At 35.6% G+C, this 24,612-nt stretch carries 21 protein-coding genes and 4 pseudogenes; 7 read left to right on the forward strand and 18 right to left on the reverse strand.

The features are described from left to right. Positions 1 to 71: 71 nt before the first annotated feature. The 3 genes from adeC to CDG62_RS02700 all read right to left on the reverse strand — a co-directional run bounded on the left by adeC (position 72) and on the right by CDG62_RS02700 (position 5,846). Positions 72 to 1,460, reverse strand: a complete 1,389-nt coding sequence (gene adeC, locus CDG62_RS02690) for an AdeC/AdeK/OprM family multidrug efflux complex outer membrane factor (protein WP_370538948.1) — start codon at positions 1,458 to 1,460, stop codon at positions 72 to 74. Positions 1,461 to 1,548: 88 nt separating this feature from the next. Next, on the reverse strand, positions 1,549 to 4,659 hold the full coding sequence (locus CDG62_RS02695) for an efflux RND transporter permease subunit (protein ID WP_033917518.1): 3,111 nt from the start codon (positions 4,657 to 4,659) through the stop codon (positions 1,549 to 1,551). Continuing rightward, positions 4,659 to 5,846, reverse strand: a complete 1,188-nt coding sequence (locus CDG62_RS02700) for an efflux RND transporter periplasmic adaptor subunit (protein WP_033917516.1) — start codon at positions 5,844 to 5,846, stop codon at positions 4,659 to 4,661. Before CDG62_RS02700 ends, CDG62_RS02695 begins: the two co-directional genes overlap by 1 nt. Positions 5,847 to 5,984: 138 nt before the next feature. Here CDG62_RS02700 and adeR point away from each other — a divergent pair, with 138 nt between their 5' ends. Beyond that, complete coding sequence (gene adeR / locus CDG62_RS02705; RefSeq protein WP_033917517.1) at positions 5,985 to 6,716, forward strand: efflux system response regulator transcription factor AdeR; 732 nt, start codon at positions 5,985 to 5,987, stop codon at positions 6,714 to 6,716. Beyond that, a complete protein-coding gene (gene adeS, locus CDG62_RS02710) occupies positions 6,706 to 7,785 on the forward strand; it encodes a two-component sensor histidine kinase AdeS (protein ID WP_043041662.1) in 1,080 nt (359 codons plus the stop codon). Before adeR ends, adeS begins: the two co-directional genes overlap by 11 nt. A 12-nt stretch (positions 7,786 to 7,797) precedes the next feature. On the opposite strand, the gene CDG62_RS02715 is transcribed toward adeS, so the two are convergent. Continuing rightward, the gene (locus CDG62_RS02715; RefSeq protein WP_033917576.1) at positions 7,798 to 8,760 is read right to left on the reverse strand and encodes an IS30-like element IS18 family transposase; all 963 of its coding nucleotides are present in this window, start codon (positions 8,758 to 8,760) and stop codon (positions 7,798 to 7,800) included. Between the two features lie 255 nt (positions 8,761 to 9,015). On the opposite strand from CDG62_RS02715, the gene CDG62_RS02720 reads away from it, so the two are divergent. Both CDG62_RS02720 and CDG62_RS02725 read left to right on the forward strand, forming a co-directional pair. Further along, positions 9,016 to 9,627 carry a recombinase family protein gene (locus CDG62_RS02720; RefSeq protein ID WP_015060246.1) on the forward strand — a complete coding sequence of 204 codons (612 nt, stop codon included), beginning with the start codon at positions 9,016 to 9,018 and terminating at the stop codon, positions 9,625 to 9,627. A gap of 240 nt (positions 9,628 to 9,867) precedes the next feature. Then, on the forward strand, positions 9,868 to 10,908 hold the full coding sequence (locus CDG62_RS02725) for an IS481 family transposase (RefSeq protein WP_087528923.1): 1,041 nt from the start codon (positions 9,868 to 9,870) through the stop codon (positions 10,906 to 10,908). A 110-nt stretch (positions 10,909 to 11,018) separates the two neighbouring features. Here CDG62_RS02725 and CDG62_RS02730 read toward each other — a convergent pair whose 3' ends face one another. From CDG62_RS02730 to CDG62_RS02745, 4 genes are all read right to left on the reverse strand, one after another. Beyond that, a complete protein-coding gene (locus CDG62_RS02730; RefSeq protein ID WP_000155092.1) occupies positions 11,019 to 11,903 on the reverse strand; it encodes an Mph(E) family macrolide 2'-phosphotransferase in 885 nt (294 codons plus the stop codon). Between the two features lie 55 nt (positions 11,904 to 11,958). Then, on the reverse strand, positions 11,959 to 13,434 hold the full coding sequence (msr(E), locus tag CDG62_RS02735) for an ABC-F type ribosomal protection protein Msr(E) (RefSeq protein WP_000052512.1): 1,476 nt from the start codon (positions 13,432 to 13,434) through the stop codon (positions 11,959 to 11,961). 492 nt (positions 13,435 to 13,926) lie between these two features. Then, on the reverse strand, positions 13,927 to 14,208 hold the full coding sequence (locus CDG62_RS02740; RefSeq protein WP_000985609.1) for an addiction module antidote protein: 282 nt from the start codon (positions 14,206 to 14,208) through the stop codon (positions 13,927 to 13,929). Beyond that, a complete protein-coding gene (locus CDG62_RS02745) occupies positions 14,209 to 14,511 on the reverse strand; it encodes a type II toxin-antitoxin system RelE/ParE family toxin (RefSeq protein ID WP_000286964.1) in 303 nt (100 codons plus the stop codon). Positions 14,512 to 14,659: 148 nt separating this feature from the next. Here CDG62_RS02745 and CDG62_RS02750 point away from each other — a divergent pair, with 148 nt between their 5' ends. Then, on the forward strand, positions 14,660 to 15,190 hold the full coding sequence (locus CDG62_RS02750) for a hypothetical protein (protein ID WP_000172759.1): 531 nt from the start codon (positions 14,660 to 14,662) through the stop codon (positions 15,188 to 15,190). 88 nt (positions 15,191 to 15,278) lie between these two features. Here the strand turns inward: CDG62_RS02750 and CDG62_RS02755 are convergent, their stop codons facing one another. From CDG62_RS02755 to CDG62_RS02795, 9 genes and pseudogenes are all read right to left on the reverse strand, one after another. After that, positions 15,279 to 15,593: a BrnA antitoxin family protein gene (locus CDG62_RS02755; RefSeq protein WP_004728120.1), complete on the reverse strand. Its 315-nt coding sequence runs from the start codon at positions 15,591 to 15,593 to the stop codon at positions 15,279 to 15,281. After that, on the reverse strand, positions 15,580 to 15,867 hold the full coding sequence (locus CDG62_RS02760; RefSeq protein ID WP_000438825.1) for a BrnT family toxin: 288 nt from the start codon (positions 15,865 to 15,867) through the stop codon (positions 15,580 to 15,582). Before CDG62_RS02760 ends, CDG62_RS02755 begins: the two co-directional genes overlap by 14 nt. Before the next feature lie 229 nt (positions 15,868 to 16,096). After that, positions 16,097 to 16,702, reverse strand: a complete 606-nt coding sequence (locus CDG62_RS02765; RefSeq protein ID WP_000447788.1) for a LysE family translocator — start codon at positions 16,700 to 16,702, stop codon at positions 16,097 to 16,099. Positions 16,703 to 16,774: 72 nt separating this feature from the next. After that, positions 16,775 to 17,388 (reverse strand): annotated as a pseudogene (locus tag CDG62_RS02770) (IS4-like element ISAba1 family transposase); the annotation flags it as partial. Between the two features lie 62 nt (positions 17,389 to 17,450). Beyond that, positions 17,451 to 18,583, reverse strand: a protein-coding gene (locus CDG62_RS02775; RefSeq protein ID WP_223155595.1) for an IS3-like element ISAba14 family transposase whose coding sequence is annotated in 2 segments (ribosomal slippage) — positions 17,451 to 18,331 and positions 18,331 to 18,583 — 1,134 coding nt in all. Because the reading frame shifts where the segments join, the coding sequence is not laid out codon by codon here. 90 nt (positions 18,584 to 18,673) lie between these two features. After that, positions 18,674 to 19,150: pseudogene (locus CDG62_RS02780) on the reverse strand (IS4-like element ISAba1 family transposase); the annotation flags it as partial. A 75-nt stretch (positions 19,151 to 19,225) separates the two neighbouring features. After that, entirely contained in the window at positions 19,226 to 20,053 is an 828-nt protein-coding gene (locus tag CDG62_RS02785) for an AraC family transcriptional regulator (protein WP_000073658.1), read from the reverse strand. Positions 20,054 to 20,226: 173 nt separating this feature from the next. Beyond that, positions 20,227 to 20,933: pseudogene (locus tag CDG62_RS02790) on the reverse strand (IS1 family transposase). A 90-nt stretch (positions 20,934 to 21,023) separates the two neighbouring features. Continuing rightward, positions 21,024 to 21,866, reverse strand: coding sequence for a carbapenem-hydrolyzing class D beta-lactamase OXA-58 (locus CDG62_RS02795; RefSeq protein WP_002002480.1), 843 nt, complete (start codon positions 21,864 to 21,866; stop codon positions 21,024 to 21,026). A gap of 80 nt (positions 21,867 to 21,946) precedes the next feature. Between CDG62_RS02795 and CDG62_RS02800 the strand changes: the two are divergent. Further along, positions 21,947 to 22,315: pseudogene (locus CDG62_RS02800) on the forward strand (IS1-like element ISAba3 family transposase); the annotation flags it as partial. A gap of 111 nt (positions 22,316 to 22,426) precedes the next feature. Here CDG62_RS02800 and CDG62_RS02805 read toward each other — a convergent pair. Continuing rightward, on the reverse strand, positions 22,427 to 22,906 hold the full coding sequence (locus CDG62_RS02805) for an isochorismatase family protein (protein WP_065995571.1): 480 nt from the start codon (positions 22,904 to 22,906) through the stop codon (positions 22,427 to 22,429). Positions 22,907 to 23,673: 767 nt separating this feature from the next. Between CDG62_RS02805 and CDG62_RS02810 the strand changes: the two genes are divergently transcribed. Continuing rightward, the gene (locus CDG62_RS02810; protein WP_087528917.1) at positions 23,674 to 24,363 is read left to right on the forward strand and encodes a hypothetical protein; all 690 of its coding nucleotides are present in this window, start codon (positions 23,674 to 23,676) and stop codon (positions 24,361 to 24,363) included. The last annotated feature ends 249 nt before the right edge of the window (positions 24,364 to 24,612 follow it).

Raw genomic sequence — 24,612 nt, forward strand, 5'->3', positions numbered from 1 at the left:
CAAATCCCAAGTGCAACACATTTGTAGTCAGTTGAAAAAGTTAGGTGTATTCATAGAATCATTAGACTTTTTCAACTCGCAATTCCTCCACCTAACGACTTATAAAGTTCGATTTGATTATTTAGTTTTATTTGTTCGAGGATAAGTAGTCCTTGTTGTGCTGCATAAGAAGAGCGTTGCGAATCTAATACCGTTAAATAACTATCAATACCTGCTCTAAAACGAGCACTGGATAGTTTATATGTTGCATCTGTTGCAATGACCAAACGACGCTGGGCTGCTAAACGATCTTCGATATGTGCATGAGCGGCAAGTGCATCATTAACTTCACGAAAAGCTGACTGTATCGATTTCTCATAGTTAGCAAGTGCAATTTGCTGTTCTGTCTGAGAGATTTTAATATTAGCTTTACGGGTTCCCCAATCAAAAATAGGAAGGTCAATACTTGGACCAACTGACCAAGAAAAACCTCCAGATTTAAATAAATCATTTAACTCTGTTGAAGCATAACCTGCGGATCCAGACAAGCTAATTGTTGGGAATAGTCGTGCTTTTGCTGCACCGATATTTGCACCCGCTGCTCTAAGTTGAAATTCAGCTGCTTTTAAATCAGGACGATTATTAAGTAAATTACTGGGCAGGCCAGTTGTGAAAGCTGTTTCCTTTGTAATACTTTTAATTCTTTGATTTGGAAGTAAATCTTGTGGAATAGTTTGTCCAGCTAAAAGATTCAGTAAGTTGTGTGCTTGTACCATTTGAGTTTTATAGTTAGCCACATCATTTCGTGCTGTTTCGACAGAAATTTGAGCTTGTCGTAATGGAACCTCGCTATCAATACCTACATCAAAACGCTTTTTATTGAGATTGTACGAATCAATTTGTGCTTTTAATGTCTGCTCCGCAAGATTTAAATTATCTTTTGCAAAAGCATAATTTAACCATGCTTGGGTGACTTGGCTTATTAAACTAATTTGAGTAGCATCTCTAGCACTTTGTGTCGCAAAGTAATTATTTAAAGCGGCATCTTTTAAACTTTGGACTCGTCCCCAGAAATCTAATTCATAAGCGGTTACACCCAAGCCAACTTGAAAAGTCGAATATGGGTTATTAGGATTAATAGAGGATTCGACTTGTCGAACTGCACTACCAGTTGCTCCAATTGTGGGCAGCTGATCATTTTTGCTAATTTGATATTGTTGTTGGGCACGTTGAATATTTAAGGCGGCAGTACGTAAATCACGATTATTGTCGATTGAAATTTCAATTACTTGTAGTAACTTAGGATCAGAAAAGAAAGTTTTATAACCATTTTCCGCAATCGATGTTCCCGTAGATGTTTGTGAAAAATTTTGTGGAATATTCGACTTCTGTACAGGTTGTGATGCCTGCATATTGATACAAGCAGTTAATGCAATGGAAAGGGAAGAAACAAGTAATCCTCGTGTTAAATGAACTGGCATTTTAAGCATGATTTTCTCCAAATAGTAAAAGCAGTAATATCGAAGAAGAGCCAAAAGAAACATTTATGTTTCTTTTGGCTCTTTTAACTTAAGGGGTCGTTTTTTTCTTTGAAGAAATGAGTTTTTCAACTGCTCCCAGTACGAAGATGAAAAATACTGGAACAAAGAAAATTGCGAGAATTGTTGCTGAAATCATGCCGCCAAATACCCCAGTACCTAATGCATGTTGTGTTTCAGAGCTCGCTCCTGATGCGATGACTAAAGGAACAACACCACATGTAAAGGCAAGAGATGTCATGAGAATTGGACGTAAACGAAGTTTTGCAGCCTGAACGGTAGCTTCAACTAAAGTCATACCTTCTTCTTTAAGCATCTTGGCAAATTCAACAATCAAAATAGCGTTCTTGGCCGATAAACCAATGATTGTGATGAGTCCAATCTTGAAGAACACATCATTCATCATGCCTCTCGTCATAATTGCAATCACAGCACCAAAAATACCCAATGGAATAACTAAGATAACTGATAGTGGAATCGACCAACTTTCATAAAGGGCAGCGAGTACAAGAAAGATCACCAGCATAGATAGGCCCAATAAAAATGCCATCTGTGATTCTGATTGTTTTTCTTGTAGAGAGATACCAGTCCATTCATAGCCAATTCCTTTAGGAAGTTTGGCCATCATTTGCTCCATTTCACGCATGGCATCACCAGATGATGTCCCAAAGTTTGGAATACCGGCAATACTTAAAGATGGACGTCCGTTATAGCGATTATATTGTTGTGGTGCTTTATTCCATTGTGGTGTCACAACTTCTGATAACGAAACCAATTGGCCACTTGAACCTGTTACTTTGAGATTAAGAATATCTTCCAACTGCATACGTGATTTTGCATCGACTTGAACAATCACTTGTTGCATACGACCTTGGTTCGGGAAATCATTGATATACATTGACCCCATAGAGGTTGAAATAATGTCTGATACATCAGCAAAATTAACACCAAGAGCATTAAGCTTTTCACGATCGATTTTCAAGCTCACACGATTGCCTTCAGGTAAACCTTCAGCCCAAACCATATAGAGCTTTGGATTTTTAGAAGCCATTTCAATCAGCTGCTCTTTAGCTGCTATAAGAGCAGGCATACCTAAGTTGGCTTTGTCTTGTAACCGTAGACTAAAACCTGAATATGTACCCAACTCGTCAATTGGCGGAGGCAATATAGACATAACGCTACCTTCATTGCTTTTTGCCATAGCTGCGTTAAGTGAATTGACATATTCAGAGGCAGGCATTTTTCTTTCTTCAAAATCTTTTAGTGTTGAGAATGAAACCCCAACGTTTTGTCCAGAACCGCCAAAACCCCAGCCAAGAACGGAAATATTGTTTTGCACATCAGGTTTTTGATTTAGATGTCCTTCAAACTCTTTCACAATATTCTGGGTTCTTTCACGTGTTGCATCTGATGGAAGTTGGAATGTTGTTAAAAACCAACCTTGGTCTTCTTCTGGCATAAATGCTGTAGGCCAATATTTCATACCAGCAAAAGTAACAACCGTAATGACAACAAAGGCAATCATCATTGGAATAGTGTGTTTAACGATTTTGAGCAAAATGACTTCATATTTTTTAGTCACTTTATCAAAACTACGGTCAAACCATGCAAAGAACCCTTTCTTTTGATGATGACCATTGATCGGTTTTAAAATGGTGGCACAAAGTGCGGGAGTTAACACTAAAGCTAGCAAAGCGGAAAATAAAATGGATACAGACATCGTCACTGTAAATTGACGATAGATGATCCCTACAGAGCCGCTTGCAAATGCCATAGGTAAAAATACGGCTGCAAGTACTAGTGTTATCCCAATAATAGGACTAGTAATTTCTTTCATGGCTTTAGAGGTAGCCTCTTTAGGTGAGAGGCCTTCTGTTGCCATGATTCGTTCAACATTTTCTACGACGACAATGGCATCATCGACAATAATTCCGATGGCAAGCACCATACCAAACATAGTTAGTACGTTGATGGAATAGCCCATCAATAACATCACTGTAAATGTACCAAGTAAAGCAATAGGTGCTACAATCGCTGGAATTAATGTATATCGAACATTATGTAAAAATATATACATCACGATAAAAACCAGAACCATGGCTTCAAGTAATGTATGAATTACCTTTTCAATTGAGATTTTGACAAATGGAGCGGTGTCATAAGGTATATCTAGTTGCATACCTTCTGGTAAATTCTGTTTTAGTTCCTCAACCTTAGCTTTAACACCATCAGCGGTTTTTACTGCATTAGCACCAGGGCTGAGCTGGATTGCTGCTGCAGTAGCAGGTTTACCATTTTTCAAAATAGCAAAACTATAGGCTTGTGAACCCATTTCAACTTTAGCAACATCTGATAGTTTTATTGAACTACCACTTACTTTACTTTTTAAACTTATATTCTTGAACTCATCAATATTTTTAAGTTGGCCCTGTGCTGATAGGGGAATACTAATGAGTTGTCCTTTTTCAGCGGGTACATCACCTAATCGACCGGGTGCAATTTCAACATTATTACTACGTATAGCATTATTTACATCACTAATAGATAAGCCATAGGACACCAATTTATTTGGATCAACCCATATTCTCATAGCCTTTTCTGAACCAAACGATTGAACTTTACCTACGCCTTCAACACGTTTTAATTCTTCAACAGCATTCCTAACTAAATAATCACTTAAATCGACTTCAGAATGTTGTCCATTAGGTGAACTCAGACTGACCAACATTAAAAAGCCTGAAGAAGATGCTTCGACTAACAAACCTTGTTGGCGTACAGTCTGCGGCAGGCGGGCTTCAACAGTTTTAATCTTATTTTGTACATTTACCTGAGCCATATCTACATCTGTACCAGGCTTAAAGGTCGCAGTAATTTGTGCTAAACCTGATGTATCTGTTGTTGCACTATAATAAAGTAAGTTTTTTACGCCTGACATTTCCCGTTCAATTAACGTTACTACGCTATCGTTAATTGCTTTTGGCGTTGCACCAGGATAAACGGCTGTAATAACCACTTGTGGTGGAGCAACACTTGGAAAACGGGCAATAGGTAATTTAGGAATACTGAGTAATCCAAAGAGAATAATAAAAATCGCAATCACCCATGCAAATATAGGGCGGCGGATGAAGAATTGAGACATAATCATTCACCTCCTTTTGTTGTAGAGGCTTTGACTTCTGCGTTTGGAAACGTATTTTTAGGTCCTGATACTTTCCATGTAGTGATTTCAAGTTTTTGATTTGGCTGGATCCGGTCAATACCCTCGACAACAATACGGTCACCTGAATTTAAGCCTTGATTGACTGTGTAAAATTGATCATGTTGTTGACCTAATTCGATTTTGCGTAACTCAGCCATTCCTTTGCTATTCACAATATAAACTTGTGAATGTCCACTGTTGTCATATTGAATCGCTTGTTCTGGAATTAGTAAGGCATTAGGAACGGAAGAACGACTCATCTTCACTCGAACGTACATCCCTGGTAAAAGCTGACGATTTTTATTGTCAACTTCAATACGCATAGTTACGTCGCCAGTTTCAGGGTCAACATTAATATCTTCAAATAATAGTCTTGCGGTAACGTTATAAGGTTGATCTTGATTATTTAAAATTTGGACGTTGTGATCAGCATTTGCGGATAATTTACCTGCTTGTAAAGCAGCTTGTAGTTTTTCATAAGCTGTAATAGATTGTTTTACATCCACATATACTTTGTCAATTTGCTGAACCACTGCTAAAGCATTAGCATCTCCTTGCCCAACTAATGCACCTTCAGTGACAAAAGACTGACCAATACGTCCTGAAATAGGTGCTCTCACGGTTGCATATTGTAAATTAATATTTTGGCGTGTCAGGCTGGCTTTCATTTGTGAAACATCAGCTAGAGCTTGATGATATTGGGCCTGTGCATTACTAAATTCTTGTTTACTAATAGCATTACTAGGTAACAACTCTTGATAACGCTCAAGTTGGGTCTTTAATCGACTAACTTCTGATTCCGCTTTTTTCAATGCAGCTTGATTTGTTGCAACATCAGCTTGAAAGACTTCTGAATTAATCTTGTATAAGGGTTGCCCAGCTTTTACTTCACTGCCTTGTTTGAATAGTACTTTTTGAATTATTCCACCAACCTGAGGGCGAATTTCTGCTACTCGGAATGCATGTACACGAGCTGGAAGATTTTCACTGAAGTTTACTGTTTGTGGTTGAACATTTAATACACTTACTTTTGCCGAAGGTGTTTCAGTCTGAGCTGCTTCTTCAGAGCCACAGCCTTGTAAGATAAGGCCAATAGATAAAAAAAGTGGAAGTAACAGAGGCTTCTTCATATGGAAAAACTCATACAGTTTTAGATATTTACATTATTTTTAATATTTGTGTATTTATCGTTGATAAACTATGGAAAAAGTGTGGAGAATAAAAAAAATATCGATAAAATAAATAAGTTCTTAGTAAAGGATTATTTTATGTTTGATAGTTCATTCTCATTTGATTGCCGTGACAAACTAATTCTTGTTGTTGAGGATGAATATGATATTGGTGATATTATTGAACAGTATCTAAAAAAAGAAGGGATGCGTGTCATACGTGCTATGAACGGTAGACAAGCTATAGAGCTCCATTCGTCTCAACCTATTGATTTATTATTGTTAGATATTAAATTACCAGAAATAAATGGATGGGATGTTCTTAAAAAAATTCGACAAACTAATGATACCCCAGTCATCATGTTAACCGCACTTGATCAAGATATTGATAAAGTTATGGCACTCCGAATGGGCGCTGATGATTTTGTGGTAAAACCTTTTAATCCTAATGAAGTCGTAGCAAGAGTATATGCTGTATTAAGACGCAGCCAACAAAACCAGCAAGCAAAAAATAAGAATTTGCATTATAAAAATATTGAAATTCAAACGGATACTCATAGTGTATTTATTAATTTAAGTTCATCATCACCAAAGCTGAACTTAACTTTAACAGAGTATAAAATTTTAATGCTCATGATAGCACAACCACATAAGGTGTTTACTAGAGGAGAGTTGATGAGTTATTGCATGCCAGATGGTAATGCTTTAGAAAGAACTGTTGATAGTCATGTGAGTAAATTAAGAAAAAAACTTGAAGAACATGGCTTAAATCATATGCTTATTAATGTACGAGGCGTAGGCTATCGTTTGGATAATTTAAATGAAAAGTAAAAGTAAAATTAAAATTAAAATTAGTAAACAGCTAATTATTACATTCAGTATTTTGAATTTTAGTATTACTTTTTTTACTTTAACTTTTGGTTATTTAATTTATGCCATTGCCATTGAAGCGAAATTAGTTACATGGGAAAAACTTGGGCAGAACTGGCCTTATCTTCATTTATTAGACTTAGTTTGGTTACTAATAGTATTAATTATAGGATTTTTCTTATCTATTTTTTTAGGAATACGGCTTTCTCAACGATTTGTTAGACCAATTGAATCTATAGCCGTAGCAACTCAAAAAATTAGTCAAGGGGATTTAACAGCAAGAGTTGAAAACAATAAATATGTAAATGCTGAAATTTCAGAGCTTATAGATAATTTTAATGATATGGCCCATAAACTTGAAGTTTCAATAAAAAATGCTCATGTGTGGAATGCAGCGATAGCACATGAATTACGTACTCCAGTTACAATTCTTCAAGGCCGACTACAGGGTATTGTCGATAATGTATTTGAGCCTAGTCCCGCTCTAATGAAAAGTCTACTAAACCAGACTGAAGGGTTATCGTATTTGGTTGAGGATCTGAGAGTATTAAGTTTAATTGAGAATCAACAGCTTAAGTTAAATATAGAGCCAACCAATTTCCAAAAAAGCGTATCAAAAATTATTTTAATGTTTAGTGAGAAATTAGAGGAAGCTAAAATTACTATTCACTCTGAAGTATCAGATGACATAGTGTATTGTGATAGTCGCCGAATGGAACAGGTATTAATTGCTTTAGTAGATAATGCTATACGCTATGCCAATCCAGGCTTACTAAGTATTACATCATTTGTTCAACGACATATATGGACATTAATGATACAAGATGACGGGCCAGGTATTTCTATGGAATATCAAGAAGAACTATTTAAACCTTTTTTCAGGATAGAAGACTCAAGAAATAAAGCATTTGGCGGAACTGGTTTAGGGCTAGCTGTTGTTAATGCAATTATTAATGCTCATCATGGAACCATTCAGTATGAAAATAGGAATTCTAAAAGTGTATTTACTATTAGGATAAACTTCGAATAATAAAAGGCGGATTCAAGCGGCAAGTGCAACAGTATAAAAACCAGCCATAACTTCACTCGGTGTATACCAACCTAGTGTTTTTCTAGGACGATGGTTGAGTGCAAATTCTATCTGCTCTATTTGTTCGTTTGACACGTCATCAAACGATGATGATTTTGGCAGATATTGACGGATTAAACCATTCGTATTTTCATTCCTTGCTCGTTGAATAGACTTGTAAGGATCAGCAAAATACGTCTCTATGCCAACATCAGTAATTCTTTTGTGTTCGGAAAATTCTTTGCCATTATCAAATGTTACACTATAAGCATGGCTCATTTGTAAACGATCTAATGCACAAGTAATCGTTTGAGAGGATGCTCTCGTTGGCCCTAAATGAACAATATGTACATACAGGCTCTTTCGATCAACGAGAGTCAATAAAGCACCTTTATGATGTTTACCAATCACCGTGTCACCTTCGAAATCTCCTAAACGTTGTCGTTGATCAATGACCTGGTCTCGGCAGTGAATACTTGTTTTATCAATGATTTGACCCCTACGATCCGTGTTTTTGTAACCGCGTTTTCGATATTTCTTCTGATGCCTTAAGTGTAGATGAAGTTTACCGCCTTTTGATTTATCTTGATAAATGTACTGGTAAATCCACTCATGTGAAGGTACATCCAGCCAACCGCGTTGTGTTAAAGCACCTGAAATTTGTTCTGGTGACCAGTCCAAACCAATCAAATAATCAATATAAGCGAAGGCAAATGCTGTCATTGATGATGAAGGACGATACCGTCTTTGACTTGCAAATTTAGCTGCCTGTTGAGCTCTATATCCACGTTGTCCAGTATTTCTTTTTAATTCACGGTAGATGGTTGATCGTGAACGTCCTAACTCCCGAGCAAGGGAGGCGATTGAACTTTTACTTTTCAAAGTAGCATAAATTTCGTATCTTTCATCTTGAGAGAGTTGGGTGTATTTCTTCATTGTGTGCTTTCCAATTGCGAGTTGAAAAAGTCTAATGATTCTATGAATACACCTAACTTTTTCAACTGACTACAAATGTGTTGCACTTGGGATTTGAATCTGCGTGGTTCAAATCGGAACATTCCGCAAACAAGCAGTCTATCAAAAGACTATACCTGAATGATAGCGAGCCAAATCGCATACAATATCTATCATTAGACTTAATGCAATAATTAAATGATAGTATTATCATTAATCTAATAGAATTAAGATTAAATGATAGAAATGAATACACGTATTTATCTACGAGCTTCAACTAAAGATCAAGATGCAGAAAGGGCTTTGCAGATTCTTCAGGATCTAAACCAAAACTTGAATTTGGGTGAAACCATTGTGTACGTGGAAAACTATAGTGGTACGAAGTTAGACCGACCTGAATTGAATAAGCTACTGTCAGAAGCAAATCAAGGTGACACATTGTTAGTTGAAAGTATTGACCGCTTATCACGCCTAACCCAACGAGATTTTCAAGAGCTGAAGCGCAGGATCCAGGAGAAGGGACTTCGTTTAGTCGTAGCAGATCTTCCTACTACCTACCAAATGATTCAAACCAGTGACAGCATTACTCATTCAATCTTGGAACTCATCAACAATATGTTGATTGATCTTCTGGCAACAATGGCCCGCCTAGACAATGAGAAACGTATAGAACGTATTAAGCAGGGCCTGGCACGTTCGGGTTACAAACCAACAGGCAAGAAGGCAAATGAGGCTAAACATAAACGAATAAAAGAATTGCTAGTAGTTGGCAATATGACTAAGGAAGAAATTGCCAAAGCAGTGAATTGTGGAGTTGCAACTGTCTATCGAGTTGCTAAAGTTATCTAAAAGAGGCTTATCTCAACGCGCCCCCAATGGGGCACCGCTGCATTCAGGTTACTTCACATAAGAAATTTTATGTTAAATGATTGTTAGAAATGCCCCTTGATCGAGGCATTTTCTATAAAGAATACTAAAAACTAATTAAAGTGTATTAGTTCCGACTTAATCTGACACAGAGCTTGAAAAAGAAGAAGTTACCGATTTTGATTAAAGGTGTCGAATCTCAATCAATAAAGGTAACTTCTCATGTTGCATACTAACAATCAAATCATCAAACACAAAGTCGGTCTGCTGAATTTAGCAGAAGAACTCCAGAACGTATCCAAAGCTTGTAAAGTCATGGGAGTATCTAGAGATACCTTCTATCGTTATCAAGAGCTTGCCAGTACAGGCAATATGGATGCGCTCATCAACCAGAGTCGCAGAACTCCAAATTTAAAAAACCGAGTGGATGAGCAAACTGAACAAGCTGTTGTTGATTTTGCAATCCAATATCCAGCTTATGGTCAGCATCGAACCAGTAATGAGCTACGTCAGATTGGCATCTTTGTATCTGGCAGCGGTGTGCGCTCTATCTGGCTTAGACACAATCTTGAGAACTTCAAAAAGCGATTGAAGGCACTTGAAATGAAAGTTGCTCAAGAAGGCATTCAATTGAATGATCAGCAGATTGCTGCATTAGAACGTAAACATGAAGATGATGTTGCTTGTGGTGAAATCGAAACACATCATCCAGGATATCTTGGAGCGCAAGATACTTTTTATGTCGGAAATCTAAAAGGTGTTGGTCGTATTTATCAGCAAACTTTTATTGATACGTATAGCAAAGTGGTTCACTGCAAGCTGTACACAACCAAGACACCAATCACAGCCGCAGATTTATTGAATGACCGCGTGTTACCATTCTATGAATCACAAAGATTGCCAATGCTTCGTATTTTGACCGACAGAGGCACCGAATATTGCGGTAAAGTTGAACATCACGATTATGAGCTTTATTTGGCTCTGAATGATATTGATCACACGAAAACTAAAGCGGCTTCCCCACAAACGAATGGGATCTGTGAGCGTTTCCATAAGACGGTCTTGCAGGAATTTTATCAAATAACCTTTAGGAAGAAGCTATATAGCACATTAGAGGAATTACAAGCTGATCTAGACGTTTGGCTGAAATTTTATAATACTGATAGAACCCATCAGGGTAAGGTGTGCAATGGCAGAACGCCATTTGCAACATTACTCGATGGAAAACGTATTTGGGCTGAAAAGAATTTAGCTCAAATTTAACCTGACAGTCTTAAGCAAATATCGGTAACTGTCAGATTAGGTTTGAACTAGTACAATTAAAGCCAACCAAGTTTCAAAACAAGGCAGTTCTCAGCAATCATATTTTTAAATTATATAACTCCCAACTGAGCTTTTGCTCCAACGATAAGGCTTTCATTTTGAGTTTCTAAGGCAAATAAACCATACATCAAAGGAGAGGCCGCTGCTCTTTCTAAAGTCTGTTCATATAGTTTATTCCAAACTTTACCCCCTAGTTTTTCATACTCGATGATTAGAGTTTTGAGGCTTTCTTCTCCAAACAAAGTTACATGCCCAGCAAAATCAATCGCTGGGTCATCTATATGGGCTGTTGACCAATCAATAACGCCTGAAACAGCTCCATCCTTTGAAGCTAGTACATGCCCAGCATATAAATCGCCATGTATAAATTGGGTGAAATCTGCCCATAGAACATCATTATCCAACCATTTTCTGTAGCGGGTTTCCAATTGCTCACTTATACCAATTTCAGATTTTACTAACTGCAAATTGTTTGCTATTTCAGGTCTTAAATCTGAAGGTTTCATAATTTTCAAATCATTTTCCCGAACTTCTTTTTCAGGAATACTATGGATTTCAAATAAGGTTTTTGCCAAAGATGTTATGTATTTCGGGCTATCTTTGTCCATATTCCAAATTATTTCATAGGTTTCAGCATCCAAATTTAAAACAGGATTATCTTTAAGTATGGGATAAGCCACTAATTCTGTAGATGAAATTCTCCAATCAGGAACCTCTACAGAAAGATGTTTTTTTACCAATTCTAAAATGCGTTTTTCTTTCTTGATTTGTTCCCTCATGCCATCACGACGAGGAATACGCAGCAACCATTGTTGCCCCTTTGTATCAAGAGCAAAAACGACCTTAAAATCAATGCCCATTTCATTGAAATTCATTTTGTCCGTAAGCAACAAGCCGTGTGCTTCAGCAAGTGATTGAATATCTTGAATTGTCATTTTTAATTTCCTTTAAAGAGTTCAATAATTAATGTTCGGATTAGATTGGCTATCATTAACAATCTCTCTCAAAAGTCTTGATGATTTTGTGGTCTTTGATCTCGTAGATAATGTCAGCAATATTATCGACCAATTGCTTGTCATGAGATACGAAGATAATAGTTCCTGCATAGGACTTCATCATTGTTTCTAATGCGGCAATACTTTTTAGGTCAAGATAGTTTCCTGGTTCATCCATAAGCAAAATATTATATTTTCCTAAAAGCATTTTGGATAAAAGCAGTTTGATGATTTCACCTCCCGATAAGTCGGATAAGTTTTTTTGAATATCATTCGCTCCGATCCCCATTGAAGCCAATACTGCACGAATTTCCGCAACTGTGTACTCGCACTCTTCCTGCATAAAGGAGAGCACAGATTTATGCGTGTTAAATTTATATCCTGTTTGTGTAAAGTAGCCAATTTCAGCTTTTGGAGATATGGTTAATCCATCAGCACGTTCTGATATCATTTTTAACAAGGACGTTTTCCCTGTTCCATTCGATCCAGTTATAGCGACTTTAGCGCCAAGCGGTATTATAAAGTTAGCGTCATCAAAGATAGTACGGCTACCAAATTTTAAGCTCAGACCATCTGCCGTAATCGGGAACTTATTGTGCAGTTCTAGGGCTGAACTTTGACGAAAACGAATAGAACGCAAATGCTCTGGTGCTTGAATATCTTCTAATGCAGCCAAACGCTTTTCCATACTCTTAGCTGCCTGATACAGTTTTCTTTGCTTGGTGCCAGTCATTTTTGCATGCCCAAGTCGTCCAGCACTTTCGGTAGAGTTTTTGGATTTTTCTCCTTTTTTCTTATTGTCTAATCGATTAGCTTGCTGGCGTTTTTCTTGCACAGCAGATTCTAATCGCTCCCGTTCCTTCATCATCAGCTCATATTCTACGGCTTGGTGTTGTCGCTCTTCTTCTTTTTGACGCAAGTAATCCGAGTAACCACCCCAATATTCCGTAATTTTACCGTCTTTTAACTCCCATATCTTGTCTACAACCATATCAAGAAAATATCGGTCATGACTGATAACAAGTAATGCTCCATCAAATGCTTTAAGTTGACCAATAAGTAGATCTATTCCATTGAGATCAAGGTGGCTGGTTGGTTCATCCGCTAGAATGCCATGTACTTGTTGGGAAAATGCGGCAGCAATTTTTGCACGAGTTTCCTCTCCGCCACTCATTGTGTCGTTTTGTACATTGGAAACACCAAGGCGAGATAACATTGCCCGGTCTTCGACCGTTTCTATTTCGATTCCGCCCAGTTGGCTGATATGTGCAAAATCACCAAAACGCTGTAATGTCGCTTCGGCTAAAACAATTTCGCCATTAAGTACTTTGAGTAAACTACTCTTTCCTGCTCCGTTATCACCCACAAGACCAATACGGTCATAAGAGTGAATTTCCAATTCATCAATATCCAAAACATCACGCCCAGCATAATCCAAGCGTATGTTTCTCGCTTTAATAATTAAACTCATTTTTATTTACTCCTGTTTAGCTCTTGAAATTTTTTATGCAGCAAACAGGATTTAGGTGAAAACAAAAGCTAGCATCACAGTGTCCTCCCAAAAAAAAAGCTATTCATCCACAGGGTGGACAAATAGCTAGTCAATTAAGTTATAACTGGAAACTATGCACTAAAAGCATACTTATAAATTAAGCATACTTTTACTTTATATATCCGCATATATTCTTAAAGACACAACAAAAGCCCACCATTATAAAATAGTGTCACTATGCAAATAGTTGTGTCTTAACGAATGCGGATAGAATGCATAAACTTACCTAAAAAATAAAATTCAGTTTTATGATAACTTTACTGTTAAAAGAAGTCTAGACAACCTTGTTTTATGCTTGGATATAAGGCTTATTTTAAAATAATAGTAGTGAAGATTTTCTAAAATTAACATAATACACCTTATACGAAATTAAAAAATGGAGCCTAAAGCTCCATTTTTTAATAACTTTTTTTAAATTGCTAAGCGTAAATTCAGTGCTTTTACAACTTTAATCACAGTATCAAAACTAGGGTTAACATCACCAGAAAGTGCTTTATAAAGACTTTCTCGGCCTAAGCCTGTATCTCGTGATAATTGAGCCATTCCTTTAGCTTTTGCAATGTTACCTAAAGCCTTTGCAATGAATGCGGCATCGCCATTAGATTCTTCAATACATGCTTGTAAGTAAGCCTGCATATCATCCTCTGTTTTAAGATGCTCAGCACTGTCCCATTTGCGAAGTTTAATAGCCATTTATAGCTCCTCCTCTAAATCTTGTGCCAATTGCAGGGCAAGTTTTATATCTTTACTTTGCGTAGACTTATCTCCGCCTGCTAAAAGAATAACAACCCTTTGCCCTTGCTTGCAGTAATAAATCCTATAGCCTGGCCCAAAGAAGAAACGTAATTCAGAAACACCTTCACCGACCGGCTCAGTATCTCCAAAGTTTCCATCTTCAACCCGATCAATTCGGACTTGTATGCGTCTTTTTGCCTGCTGGTCTTTTAACTTGGTGAACCAGTCATCAAAGACTTCAGTGGTATATATTGAGTACATAAGTAGAATGTATCCTATAGGATACATTTATGCAAGAAATAAACTTGATATTTGGGGCTCGAAACGGTGAATTTCGTATAACCGCCATTATGTTAAGTTAATCAAAATTCTTAATGCACCAAAACCTAAAAATTTAAATGGAGTAAAAATGACTTTAAAGGGGTTAGATATTCAAGAAGATTGTATCAAAGCTATTTCTAATGAATCTTTAATATTTGATATTAAGAATAAAGAGTTTTTAGAGGATATAGAAAATCTTTTATTACAGTATTTTCAAAATTTTAGTAATGATTTAAATGGAATTGAGTTTGATAATTTTTCTGTGGAGTTTTGGTTCGATGCAGGACAATTGATTATTTATCCTGAAAAAGATTTATTAGATCGTAAACCCTTTGAATCTGAATATGATTTAGATAGATTAGACCCTTATTTTTATCTAGTTTGTGAAGAATATAGGATATATTTTGATGACTTAATATCTCGAAAAGTAAGCGATCAAGTATCTGAAAAAGAAGCTATTTCTAAAACTAATGACGTAATTGATTGTGTAAGCAAAGCTATAAAAAATATAAATGATGAAAACAATCTTTTAAAGATGTTAGGCAGGCCTAAATTAGAAATAAGATATTTCGGTGTAACGAAAGAAGAACTTTTAGCAAAAGAAATTCTCGTGAAATGAAGTAGATATTTTTGTCGTATTAAGGAAAACTAAAATTAACATAATGGGCGTTATGCGAAGTCAAAAATGGGAGCTTAAGCTCCCATTTTTATTGATGATTTTTTAATTCTTTCAGCATAGCATCCCGTAAAATTTCATTCATTCGTGTTTGATAACCTTTGCCTTGTGCTTTGAACCAAGCAAGTACATCAGCATCTAACCGAATTGAAGTTTGTTGCTTCACTGGGCGGTAAAATTGATTTTGGCGTACAGCACTGCTCCAATCGGTAATTTCAGGAATATCTGATAGATCTAGCTGATCATCAGGAACCGTGCCTTTAGCAAGCAAGCGTTGAATTTCAGCATCTTGCTTCTCACCAAATTTCTCATTCAGCTCTTTGCGTGAGTATCTAACCATGCTCATATTTGTTTCGCTCCGCTTTAGTCACTTGCCTTGCACTAATGATTCGTATGATTTCACAGTCATCTTCATCAAAAATGGTGTGAGCCACCAATAACATTAGTACGCCTTTAACTCGTCCAATGGTTTGCCAACGTTCTTCACCATCGGTATGTCTGTCTTGGATTGAGATCCGTAATGGATCTTCAAAAACAAGGCTTGCAGTTTCGAAAGAGATATCATGCTTTTTCTGATTCTTTCGATTCTTAGCCTCATCCCATTCAAAATACTGTTCCATAAAAAACATTCAAATTTGTATATACAATAATGTATCACAAAATTGTATAACTCAAGTTGAGAAGCGTAATTTTTAGTCAAATTTATTGGCAAGAACTATCAAAACTGCTCATAAAAAAGCCGACTTGTTTCCAAGTCGGCTTTTGAACATCATCGAGCAAATAATTTATATCATAAGTTTTTGATTTTTATATTTTTCAATTTGTGCTTTTCGTATAACGCCCATTATGTTAAATAGCATGCAATATTGGATACCATACTGAAATAAGTAAAACAGTACCTAATACTCGATTAAAGAGCACCATATGATGAGCTGTAGAAAGTATTTTTTTTGTGATTTTTCCTAAATAAGCCCAAATAAATAAACAAGGTAGAGAAATCAGCATAAAGATGAATGAAAATAGAATGAGTGACTGATAGTAGTTAGCTAGTTGTGCTGTATAAACAGTAATAACAGCAATAGCCATCAACCAGCTTTTAGGGTTGATAAACTGTAAAAAGAAGCCTGTAAAAAAACCATTTTTCTTATTTTGATTTTGGATTTTAGATTCTAGATCAGGTCTATAATTAAAAATTTTCCATCCAATATAGCTTAACCAAATGCCGCCAGTGAAACTTAATATTAATTGAATCTTGGGGTATTCATTGAGTGTTGTACCAATTCCAAGTCCTGTAATTAAGACTAATGATGCAGCACCAATACTTCCACCGAAGATTAAGCCTAATGTTTTTTTAATACTAAATTGATGACTTGTACTAAGAATAAGGAAATTGGTTGGTCCAGGAGTAATTGATGCAACAAAAGAAAAGGCACAAAAAGCTAAAATCGTTTCCAAAATAAAATCCAAAAATTAATAAACTATTTGGCTAGTTTGATAAATATCTTCAAGCTCTGTACACGACAAATTTCACAGAACCCTTATCCTATCAGGATTCTGCTTTCTTAAAATTGCCAAAATTTCCTTAAACTCTTCTTTTTTCCCAAAACCAATTAAACGCTGAATCGCCATTTGAACATAGTCTAAACCATAGCGAAATAAACTCATTGAGAGTCGTCCATGCTTCTTTATTTTTATCGCTTTTTTTTGATTATGTTGCCATTCACCCGTTAAGTAACACCAACAGAAGCTTATAGCTAACACCGCAATCAATTTTTTCACTCGTCTAGGGTCTGTCAAGCGCGTATTTTCAAGATTAAACCCGCGTCCTTTGAGACAACTGAATAAGGTTTCAATTTCCCAGCGTAATGCATAATCCTGAATAGCATTGGCATTAAACTGAGGAGAAACGACGAGTAAAAGCTCTCCATTTTCTAACTGTAGTGCACTTATATATAGTTTCACCCGACCAACCAAAATCCGTCGTTTACGACATTCAATTTGACCAACTTTAAGATGGCGAAATAAATCACTAATTTTATGATTCTTTCCTAAATGATTGGTGACAATGAAGTTTTTTTAACACGAATGCAGAAGTTGATGTCTTGTTCAATTAACCATGTAAACCACTGCTCACCGATAAACAGAGGTGGTCCCACTTGTTTGAACAACTAAAAGCGTATTTATAAGTGATATTCCGCTCTAGTTAAGCCACCTTGTTTTGTTGGGGTAGCTGATCATAGTAAAACTCATTTGGTGTCATTTTGTCTAGACTCGAATGAGGTCGTTTCAAATTATAAAACTCAAAATATGCACTTAATTGCTTTTTCGCATCTGTGACACTGCTATAAGCTTTGAGATACACCTCTTCATATTTAACGCTCCGCCATAATCGTTCAACCATCACATTATCTACCCATCGACCTTTACCATCCATACTGATTTGAATGCCATTTGATTTCAATACATCAATAAATGCATCACTGGTAAACTGGCTGCCTTGGTCTGTATTAAATATTTCAGGTCGACCATATTTTTCAATCGCTTCATTTAAAGCCGAAATACAAAAATCCACCTCCATACTAATCGATACCCTATGCGCAAGTACCTTGCGGCTATGCCAATCAATCACAGCACATAAATAAACAAAGCCTTTTGCCATAGGGATATACGTTATATCCGTAGACCACACTTGATTACTGCGCTGAATAGCCAACCCTTTGAGCAGATATGGATATTTACGGTGAGCTTGATTAGCCTGGCTTAAATTTGGTTTGCAATATAACGCCTGAATACCCATTTTCTTCATTAAAGTACGTGTATGACGTCGTCCTATATGATGTCCTTGACGATTCAACAAATCACGCATCATACGACTGCCTGCAAAAGGATATTGCATATGTAATTCATCAATACATCGCATCAGCTTCAGATCTGATGCACTCACAGGTTTTGGGCGATAGTAATAACAACCACGGGAGACTTTCAGCAGCTTAGCTTGCTTAGATACTGAAATCTGAAGTGAGTCGTCGATTAACTTTTGTGGTTGAAGCGGCCCAGTTTCTTCAACACACCTTCTAAAAAATCAATTTCTAATGCCTGCTCACCGATTTTTGCATGTAGTTTTTTTAGATCGATGGGTGGTTCTGTTGGAGCTTTTGATTGATCGAAAGCTTGCGAGGAAGCTGAGATCAATTGATTTTTCCAGTCAATAATTTGGTTTTGATGAACATCAAACTCAGCACTCAATTCAGCAAGTGTTTTTTCTGCTTTAATCGCAGCAAGTGCTACCTTAGCTTTAAAATCATTTGAATGATTTCTTCTTGGTCTACGTGCCATAAAATACTCCATATATTGATGTTTATAACATCATTTGAGGAGCAGAATATCACTTATAGGAGTTGTTCAAATTTACGGATCCATCTCTAACTCTCTGTCTGCGAACACATTCACAATACGGTCTTTACCAAAAATGGCTATAAAGCGTTGAATCAAAGCAATACGCTCTTTCGTATCTGAATTTCCACGTTTATTAAGCAATGTCCAAAGGATAGGTATCGCTATTCCACGATAAACGATTGCGAGCATCAGGATATTAATATTTCGTTTTCCCCATTTCCAATTGGTTCTATCTAAAGTCAGTTGCACTTGGTCGAATGAAAACATATTGAAAATCAACTGAGAAATTTGACGATAATCAAAATACTGACCTGCAAAGAAGCGCTGCATACGTCGATAAAATGATTGTGGTAAACACTTGATGGGCAAGGCTTTAGATGCAGAAGAAAGATTACATGTTTGCTTTAAAATAATCACAAGCATGATGAGCGCAAAGCACTTTAAATGTGACTTGTTCCATTTTAGAGATTTGTTTAAGATAAGATATAACTCATTGAGATGTGTCATAGTATTCGTCGTTAGAAAACAATTATTGTGACATTATTTCAATGAGTTATCTATTTTTGTCGTGTACAGAGATCTTCAAGATATATCTAGAACATTTGTGCACGCTTTTTGATATTGATTCAATGTTATGCCATAACAACGTTTAAACCATCGACCTAGATGACTTTGATCAGAAAAACAAAGATATGAAGCAACAGTTGTTGCTGATAATCCTTTTCTTAACAATTCTTTTGCCTTATTTAAACGGAGTTGGATCAGATATTGATGTGGAGAACAGTTAAAGTTTTTTTTAAATACACGGTTAATATAAAAACGATCTGTTTTCACCAATGTTGAGAGTGTTTGTAAGTCTAAATCATGAAAGAGACTTTCATGTAAAATTTCTTTTAGCTTTAATGCAATATTAGGTAATGTCTGGATAGACTTTTCACGTTTATATAAAATTTTTTTATTTACTAAGTTTTCTAATAAAAGATCTAAATACGTATCTTTCATCAATTGAGATTCATTGTTATTCAATATATTGTAGGTTGAAAGTATCAAATGTGAAAGTTGAGGATCAGAACGTAGGGTTGATTCGATAGCAAGTTCGATAGGCTCATTAAATATTCCTTCATAGCTTTTTTTTAACCATGCTGGATCTAAATGCATCATTTTATAAGTGAAGCCGAGAGGATCTGGTGCATTACCATCATGAACTTCTTCAGGTTCAAGCATGAAAGTTTGACCTTGATAGCTATCAATAATTTTTTTTCTACAATTGAATTGTTGATGTCCTAACTCTGTTACCCCTATAAGATAACTTGAGTGTAGATGAGGATCGTATGCAAAGCCTTTGAAGTGGGCATGAATTAGTTCTATACCTGTAGACTTATCCTGTGTGACATTGACCCAATTGCTCATATTTACTTAATTAGTCCTAATGGATTTAGCTTATCAAAAATTATCTAATGAAGAAATTCTAAAATTAACATAATACACCTTATACAAAATGCCCTTGTAAGCCCTTAATCAAGGGCATTTTTAGTCTCTACTTAACATAAAATTTTGGTGGTGCTTCAAAAAGTATGCTGCCTTTAAATGAAGCCATTATTGATGTAAAAGAAAAGAAGGCTAAATCAAAAGCTTTAAAATGGTTTTCAAGCTTTTTTGAAAAATTACAGCTTCTTCTGAAGCTACGCCTAATTCTATGCCTTATTTTGCAATTATTGCCTTCAATACCTACAGTAAAAAATTTACCAATACTTTGCTTACCATTTTTAAAAGCAGTGATGAAACTGTCCCAATGATCACTTGCAATTCGGGTGTAGTGAATATCTAATTGTTTAAGCTTTGTCTTCAATTGTTAGACTGTAGCTAAATCTCGTTTACCCCAAACATAAGCAACAATTTCACCTGTTTCTCGATGATAGGCGTAAATAAGCCATTGTTTATTCTTTTTATTTCCAACAAAATTCCAGAACTCATCTACTTCGAGAGATTCATAATGACTTTGCTGAGGCTGAATTTCATAGGTTGATTCAGTTAAAGTACGTAAAACTTTACCGATACTGATGCGCTCAACTTCAGCAATATCTCGTATACCGCTGCCTCTGACCATCAACTGTAATATTTTACGAGTAATACCTGACTTACATCCTAGATAGCTCAGTGCATGATCACCAATAAACTGACGTTTACAGTCTTTGCACTGATAGTTTTGTTTCCCATCTACTTTGATACCATTTTTCTTTATACTATCACTGAGGCAGGTTGGACATTTGATTGCTAGAGTTATTTGCATTTCTCTATTTTATCAAAATCCAATCGGCTTTTTCTTCAGCATACTTTTTGAAACACTACCAAAAATAGATTAACCTCAAACTTCTAATTCTTATAAATAATGAAAAACACCCAACTTATCTAGCACATCTAAAGACAATTGTTTACGTAGAGCAATATCATCACCAGCTTTCATTTGCATATTTAAAGCAAATGCCACCACTTGCCCATCTGCCTTTTCAACAAAACCCACATACCAACCCACTTGCGGGTCTACAGCCATTCCCCAGCCACTTTTAGCATATAGACGATTCTCCCCTCTGCGCTCTACATACAACATCTCTTTCACTTGTTGCTGAACTTCAGGTTTAAAAGGCAATTGCCCTTGGGCTAAATCATACACAAACTTTACTTCTTGTATAGGTGTAATTGTCAAAGGCCCTTTCAACCAAAATTGATCAACTTCCGTGCCTATTTGCATATTGCCATAACCAATACGTTGCAATTCACTTTGCATTAAGCTTGGACCAATACGACGTGCCAATTCTTGATATACAGGCACTGTAGATGCTTGCATGGCTTCGCCCAAAGTAAAATCTTTGTCCCATGCTTTAAAAAAACGTGGCTTTCCATCCCACTTAAATATTTCTGTAGATGTTGCTTTATGATTTTCTAAACCAATTAGTGCATTGGCAATTTTAAATGTAGATGCAGGAATATAAGCTGTTTTTGCTCGGTCTAAATGCGTGCCATATTTTTTAATATTTTGACCATCATATGTGACAAACACAGCATCAGCTGAGATTTCATTAAAAAGCGCTTGAACATTCTGATCGATGATTGAGTTATTCACTTGTGGAATTGTACTTGTTTTTGCTCGACTCATACTATGCTCAGCACAAGCCCCAATACTTATGCTTAAGCAAACTAAACTCAATATTTTTAATAATTTCATGATATACAACTTTAAAATTTGGTAGTGTTTCAAAAAGTATGCTGAAGAAAAAGCCGATTGGATTTTGATAAAATAGAGAAATGCAAATAACTCTAGCAATCAAATGTCCAACCTGCCTCAGTGATAGTATAAAGAAAAATGGTATCAAAGTAGATGGGAAACAAAACTATCAGTGCAAAGACTGTAAACGTCAGTTTATTGGTGATCATGCACTGAGCTATCTAGGATGTAAGTCAGGTATTACTCGTAAAATATTACAGTTGATGGTCAGAGGCAGCGGTATACGAGATATTGCTGAAGTTGAGCGCATCAGTATCGGTAAAGTTTTACGTACTTTAACTGAATCAACCTATGAAATTCAGCCTCAGCAAAGTCATTATGAATCTCTCGAAGTAGATGAGTTCTGGAATTTTGTTGGAAATAAAAAGAATAAACAATGGCTTATTTTTGTTCAAAAGTCATATTTTACCTCGGAGAAACCGGACATTTTTATTGGTGAGAATATAGACACTTTAAATGGGTTCTAACACTCTCTCTCGTTTCGTATAACAGCCATTATGTTAAATCATCGTATTAGAAGATAAATTTTCAGATGTAGTAATTGATCTAAAATGATGTTTCCAAAGTTGAATTCCTAAATTTCCACTTCGATCTAAAGAAGAACCTACAGTTAAATCTGTAACTAAGCAGGGGAAAAGACCAGCATCAAATAATCTAAAACCAGCAGCAAGAACACACGTATCCGTTTGGATACCACATACATAAACTTGTTGAGTATCTAAACCTTTCAAATACTGAATCAAGTCATCTGTTGGAGAATATCCATACTTAATAAATACTTTCTCTACTTTTAGTGGACATTCATCAAATTCCGATGGAGCCCAATTTAGCTGGCTTTTGAAGGGAACTATTGATTCATCATGTAGTTCTATAGTCGCGATTGAATGAACCGAAGGCAGCAATTTTTCTAATTTTTGTATTAACCAGTTAGGAGGATTAAAAGTTGATTGAACATCAATTATTAACAGGACTGGTTTCATAAATAATAACAAATTAGTTTTAGTAAATTGATTTTATCAAAGAGAAGCCTTTAATGTCCATGAAATTGAATACATACTTAAATCCTAATTAATTATGTTGGGCTTTAAATTTCTCTAAAATTAACATAATACACCTTATACGAAAGGCCCATAAATTGGGCTTTTTGGTCATGCATTTAACATAAAATCTCATCTACGAAATCCAGATTCAAGACATAAAAAAGCCCGACATCCTGTCGGGCTTTTTTAGATTGGGTTGCTCGTCTTGCTGATCTCGTGCTGCCCATTCCTTGCGCTACTTTCTTATTCTTGTTTTTTTGGAAACATCCTGTTCCCTGTATAGCCATCATAGGATTAATGCCTTGAATTACCAATCCGCAAAATCCTTAAATCTATGTAAGTTTTAGCTTACAAAGTTGGCCTATTTTTATCCCAAGAGTTGTCCGCAGAAATTGGGGATGATTTAAGCTCTCTATGGATTGATAATGCACACTAAAGTTTCATTTTGATTAAAAAATCATCAAAAACATTGGCAAGAAGTATCAAATCCGTTCATAAAAAAGCCGACTTGTTTCCAAGTCGGCTTTTTAGGTTTTGCGTCCCAATTTTTTATAGCATAACTTTTTGAAATATAAAACTATTTATGAGTACGTTTCGTATAAGCTCTATTATGTTAAATGGTTATGAATATAAGATGTCTAAAGTTGAGTTTTATATTTCTTTAAAATATATAGTATTTATTCTTACTTATTTATATTTAGACACCAATGAGAAAGCAATACTTTTTTTTGATAGCATTAGGGTTTTCAAGTTCTTCATTTGCATTAGAAAATCTACCTCTTAGCCACAAAGGGTTAGAAAAACTGAAAATGCAAGAAATTGGACCTGTCATAAAAAATTTTTTACCAAATTCAGATGTATCTGCAATATGGTGGGATTACAAGTCTAATAATCCATCTATAATTTGGCTTCATAGACCTTATACTGAAACACAATTTGAAGATGGTTCTATTCAAACAATACGTAAAGGAGTTTTTAGATCAAATGTGTTAGGAGTTCAAACAACTTATCTACAAGACAGAAAATATGAATTGCCTTGGTCAGTTATTTATTTAGGTAAAATGGCGAAATTTGGTGTAACAGAAATACAATTTCATCCTAACTTACCCGATATCGATATCATCGACTCATATCAATGTTTTGGAGCTAGTTATGATAATTGTGATTTCAATCCAATAAAATCATTAAAAAATGTTGGTGTTAATAGTAAAATGATTTGTAGAGATGATACTGGAAGTGGTTCAAATTATAAAAAAGCTTACTTACTAACAGCAAATGGTAAAAAACCAACTTATGCTATTCATTCAATGAGTACAGGTTCAGGAGGCTCTAGTAATGATTTCAGCCTCATGCTTAATACAACAAAAAATGAAATATGTAATTTAGTTAAAGACTAGAATTAACGTTATACAAAGCTTATAAATTTAGGCTATACCCTTAATTTTTTTATATTTTTTAACTTTTAAAGCCTAGATATCAGATCTAGGCTTTTTAATTTTGGTATACCCCACCTAATATTAAAATTAAATTAAAAATCAATGATATGCATTTAAATCTATGATAAATAATAATCAAATTCACACTTTTATTGATATCTACGCACAGAATTGCTATTCTGTGCGTAGATATCAATAAAAGTGTGATGA

The sequence above is a fragment of the Acinetobacter sp. WCHA55 genome, from assembly GCF_002165305.2.
In the GTDB taxonomy this organism is placed as follows: domain Bacteria; phylum Pseudomonadota; class Gammaproteobacteria; order Pseudomonadales; family Moraxellaceae; genus Acinetobacter.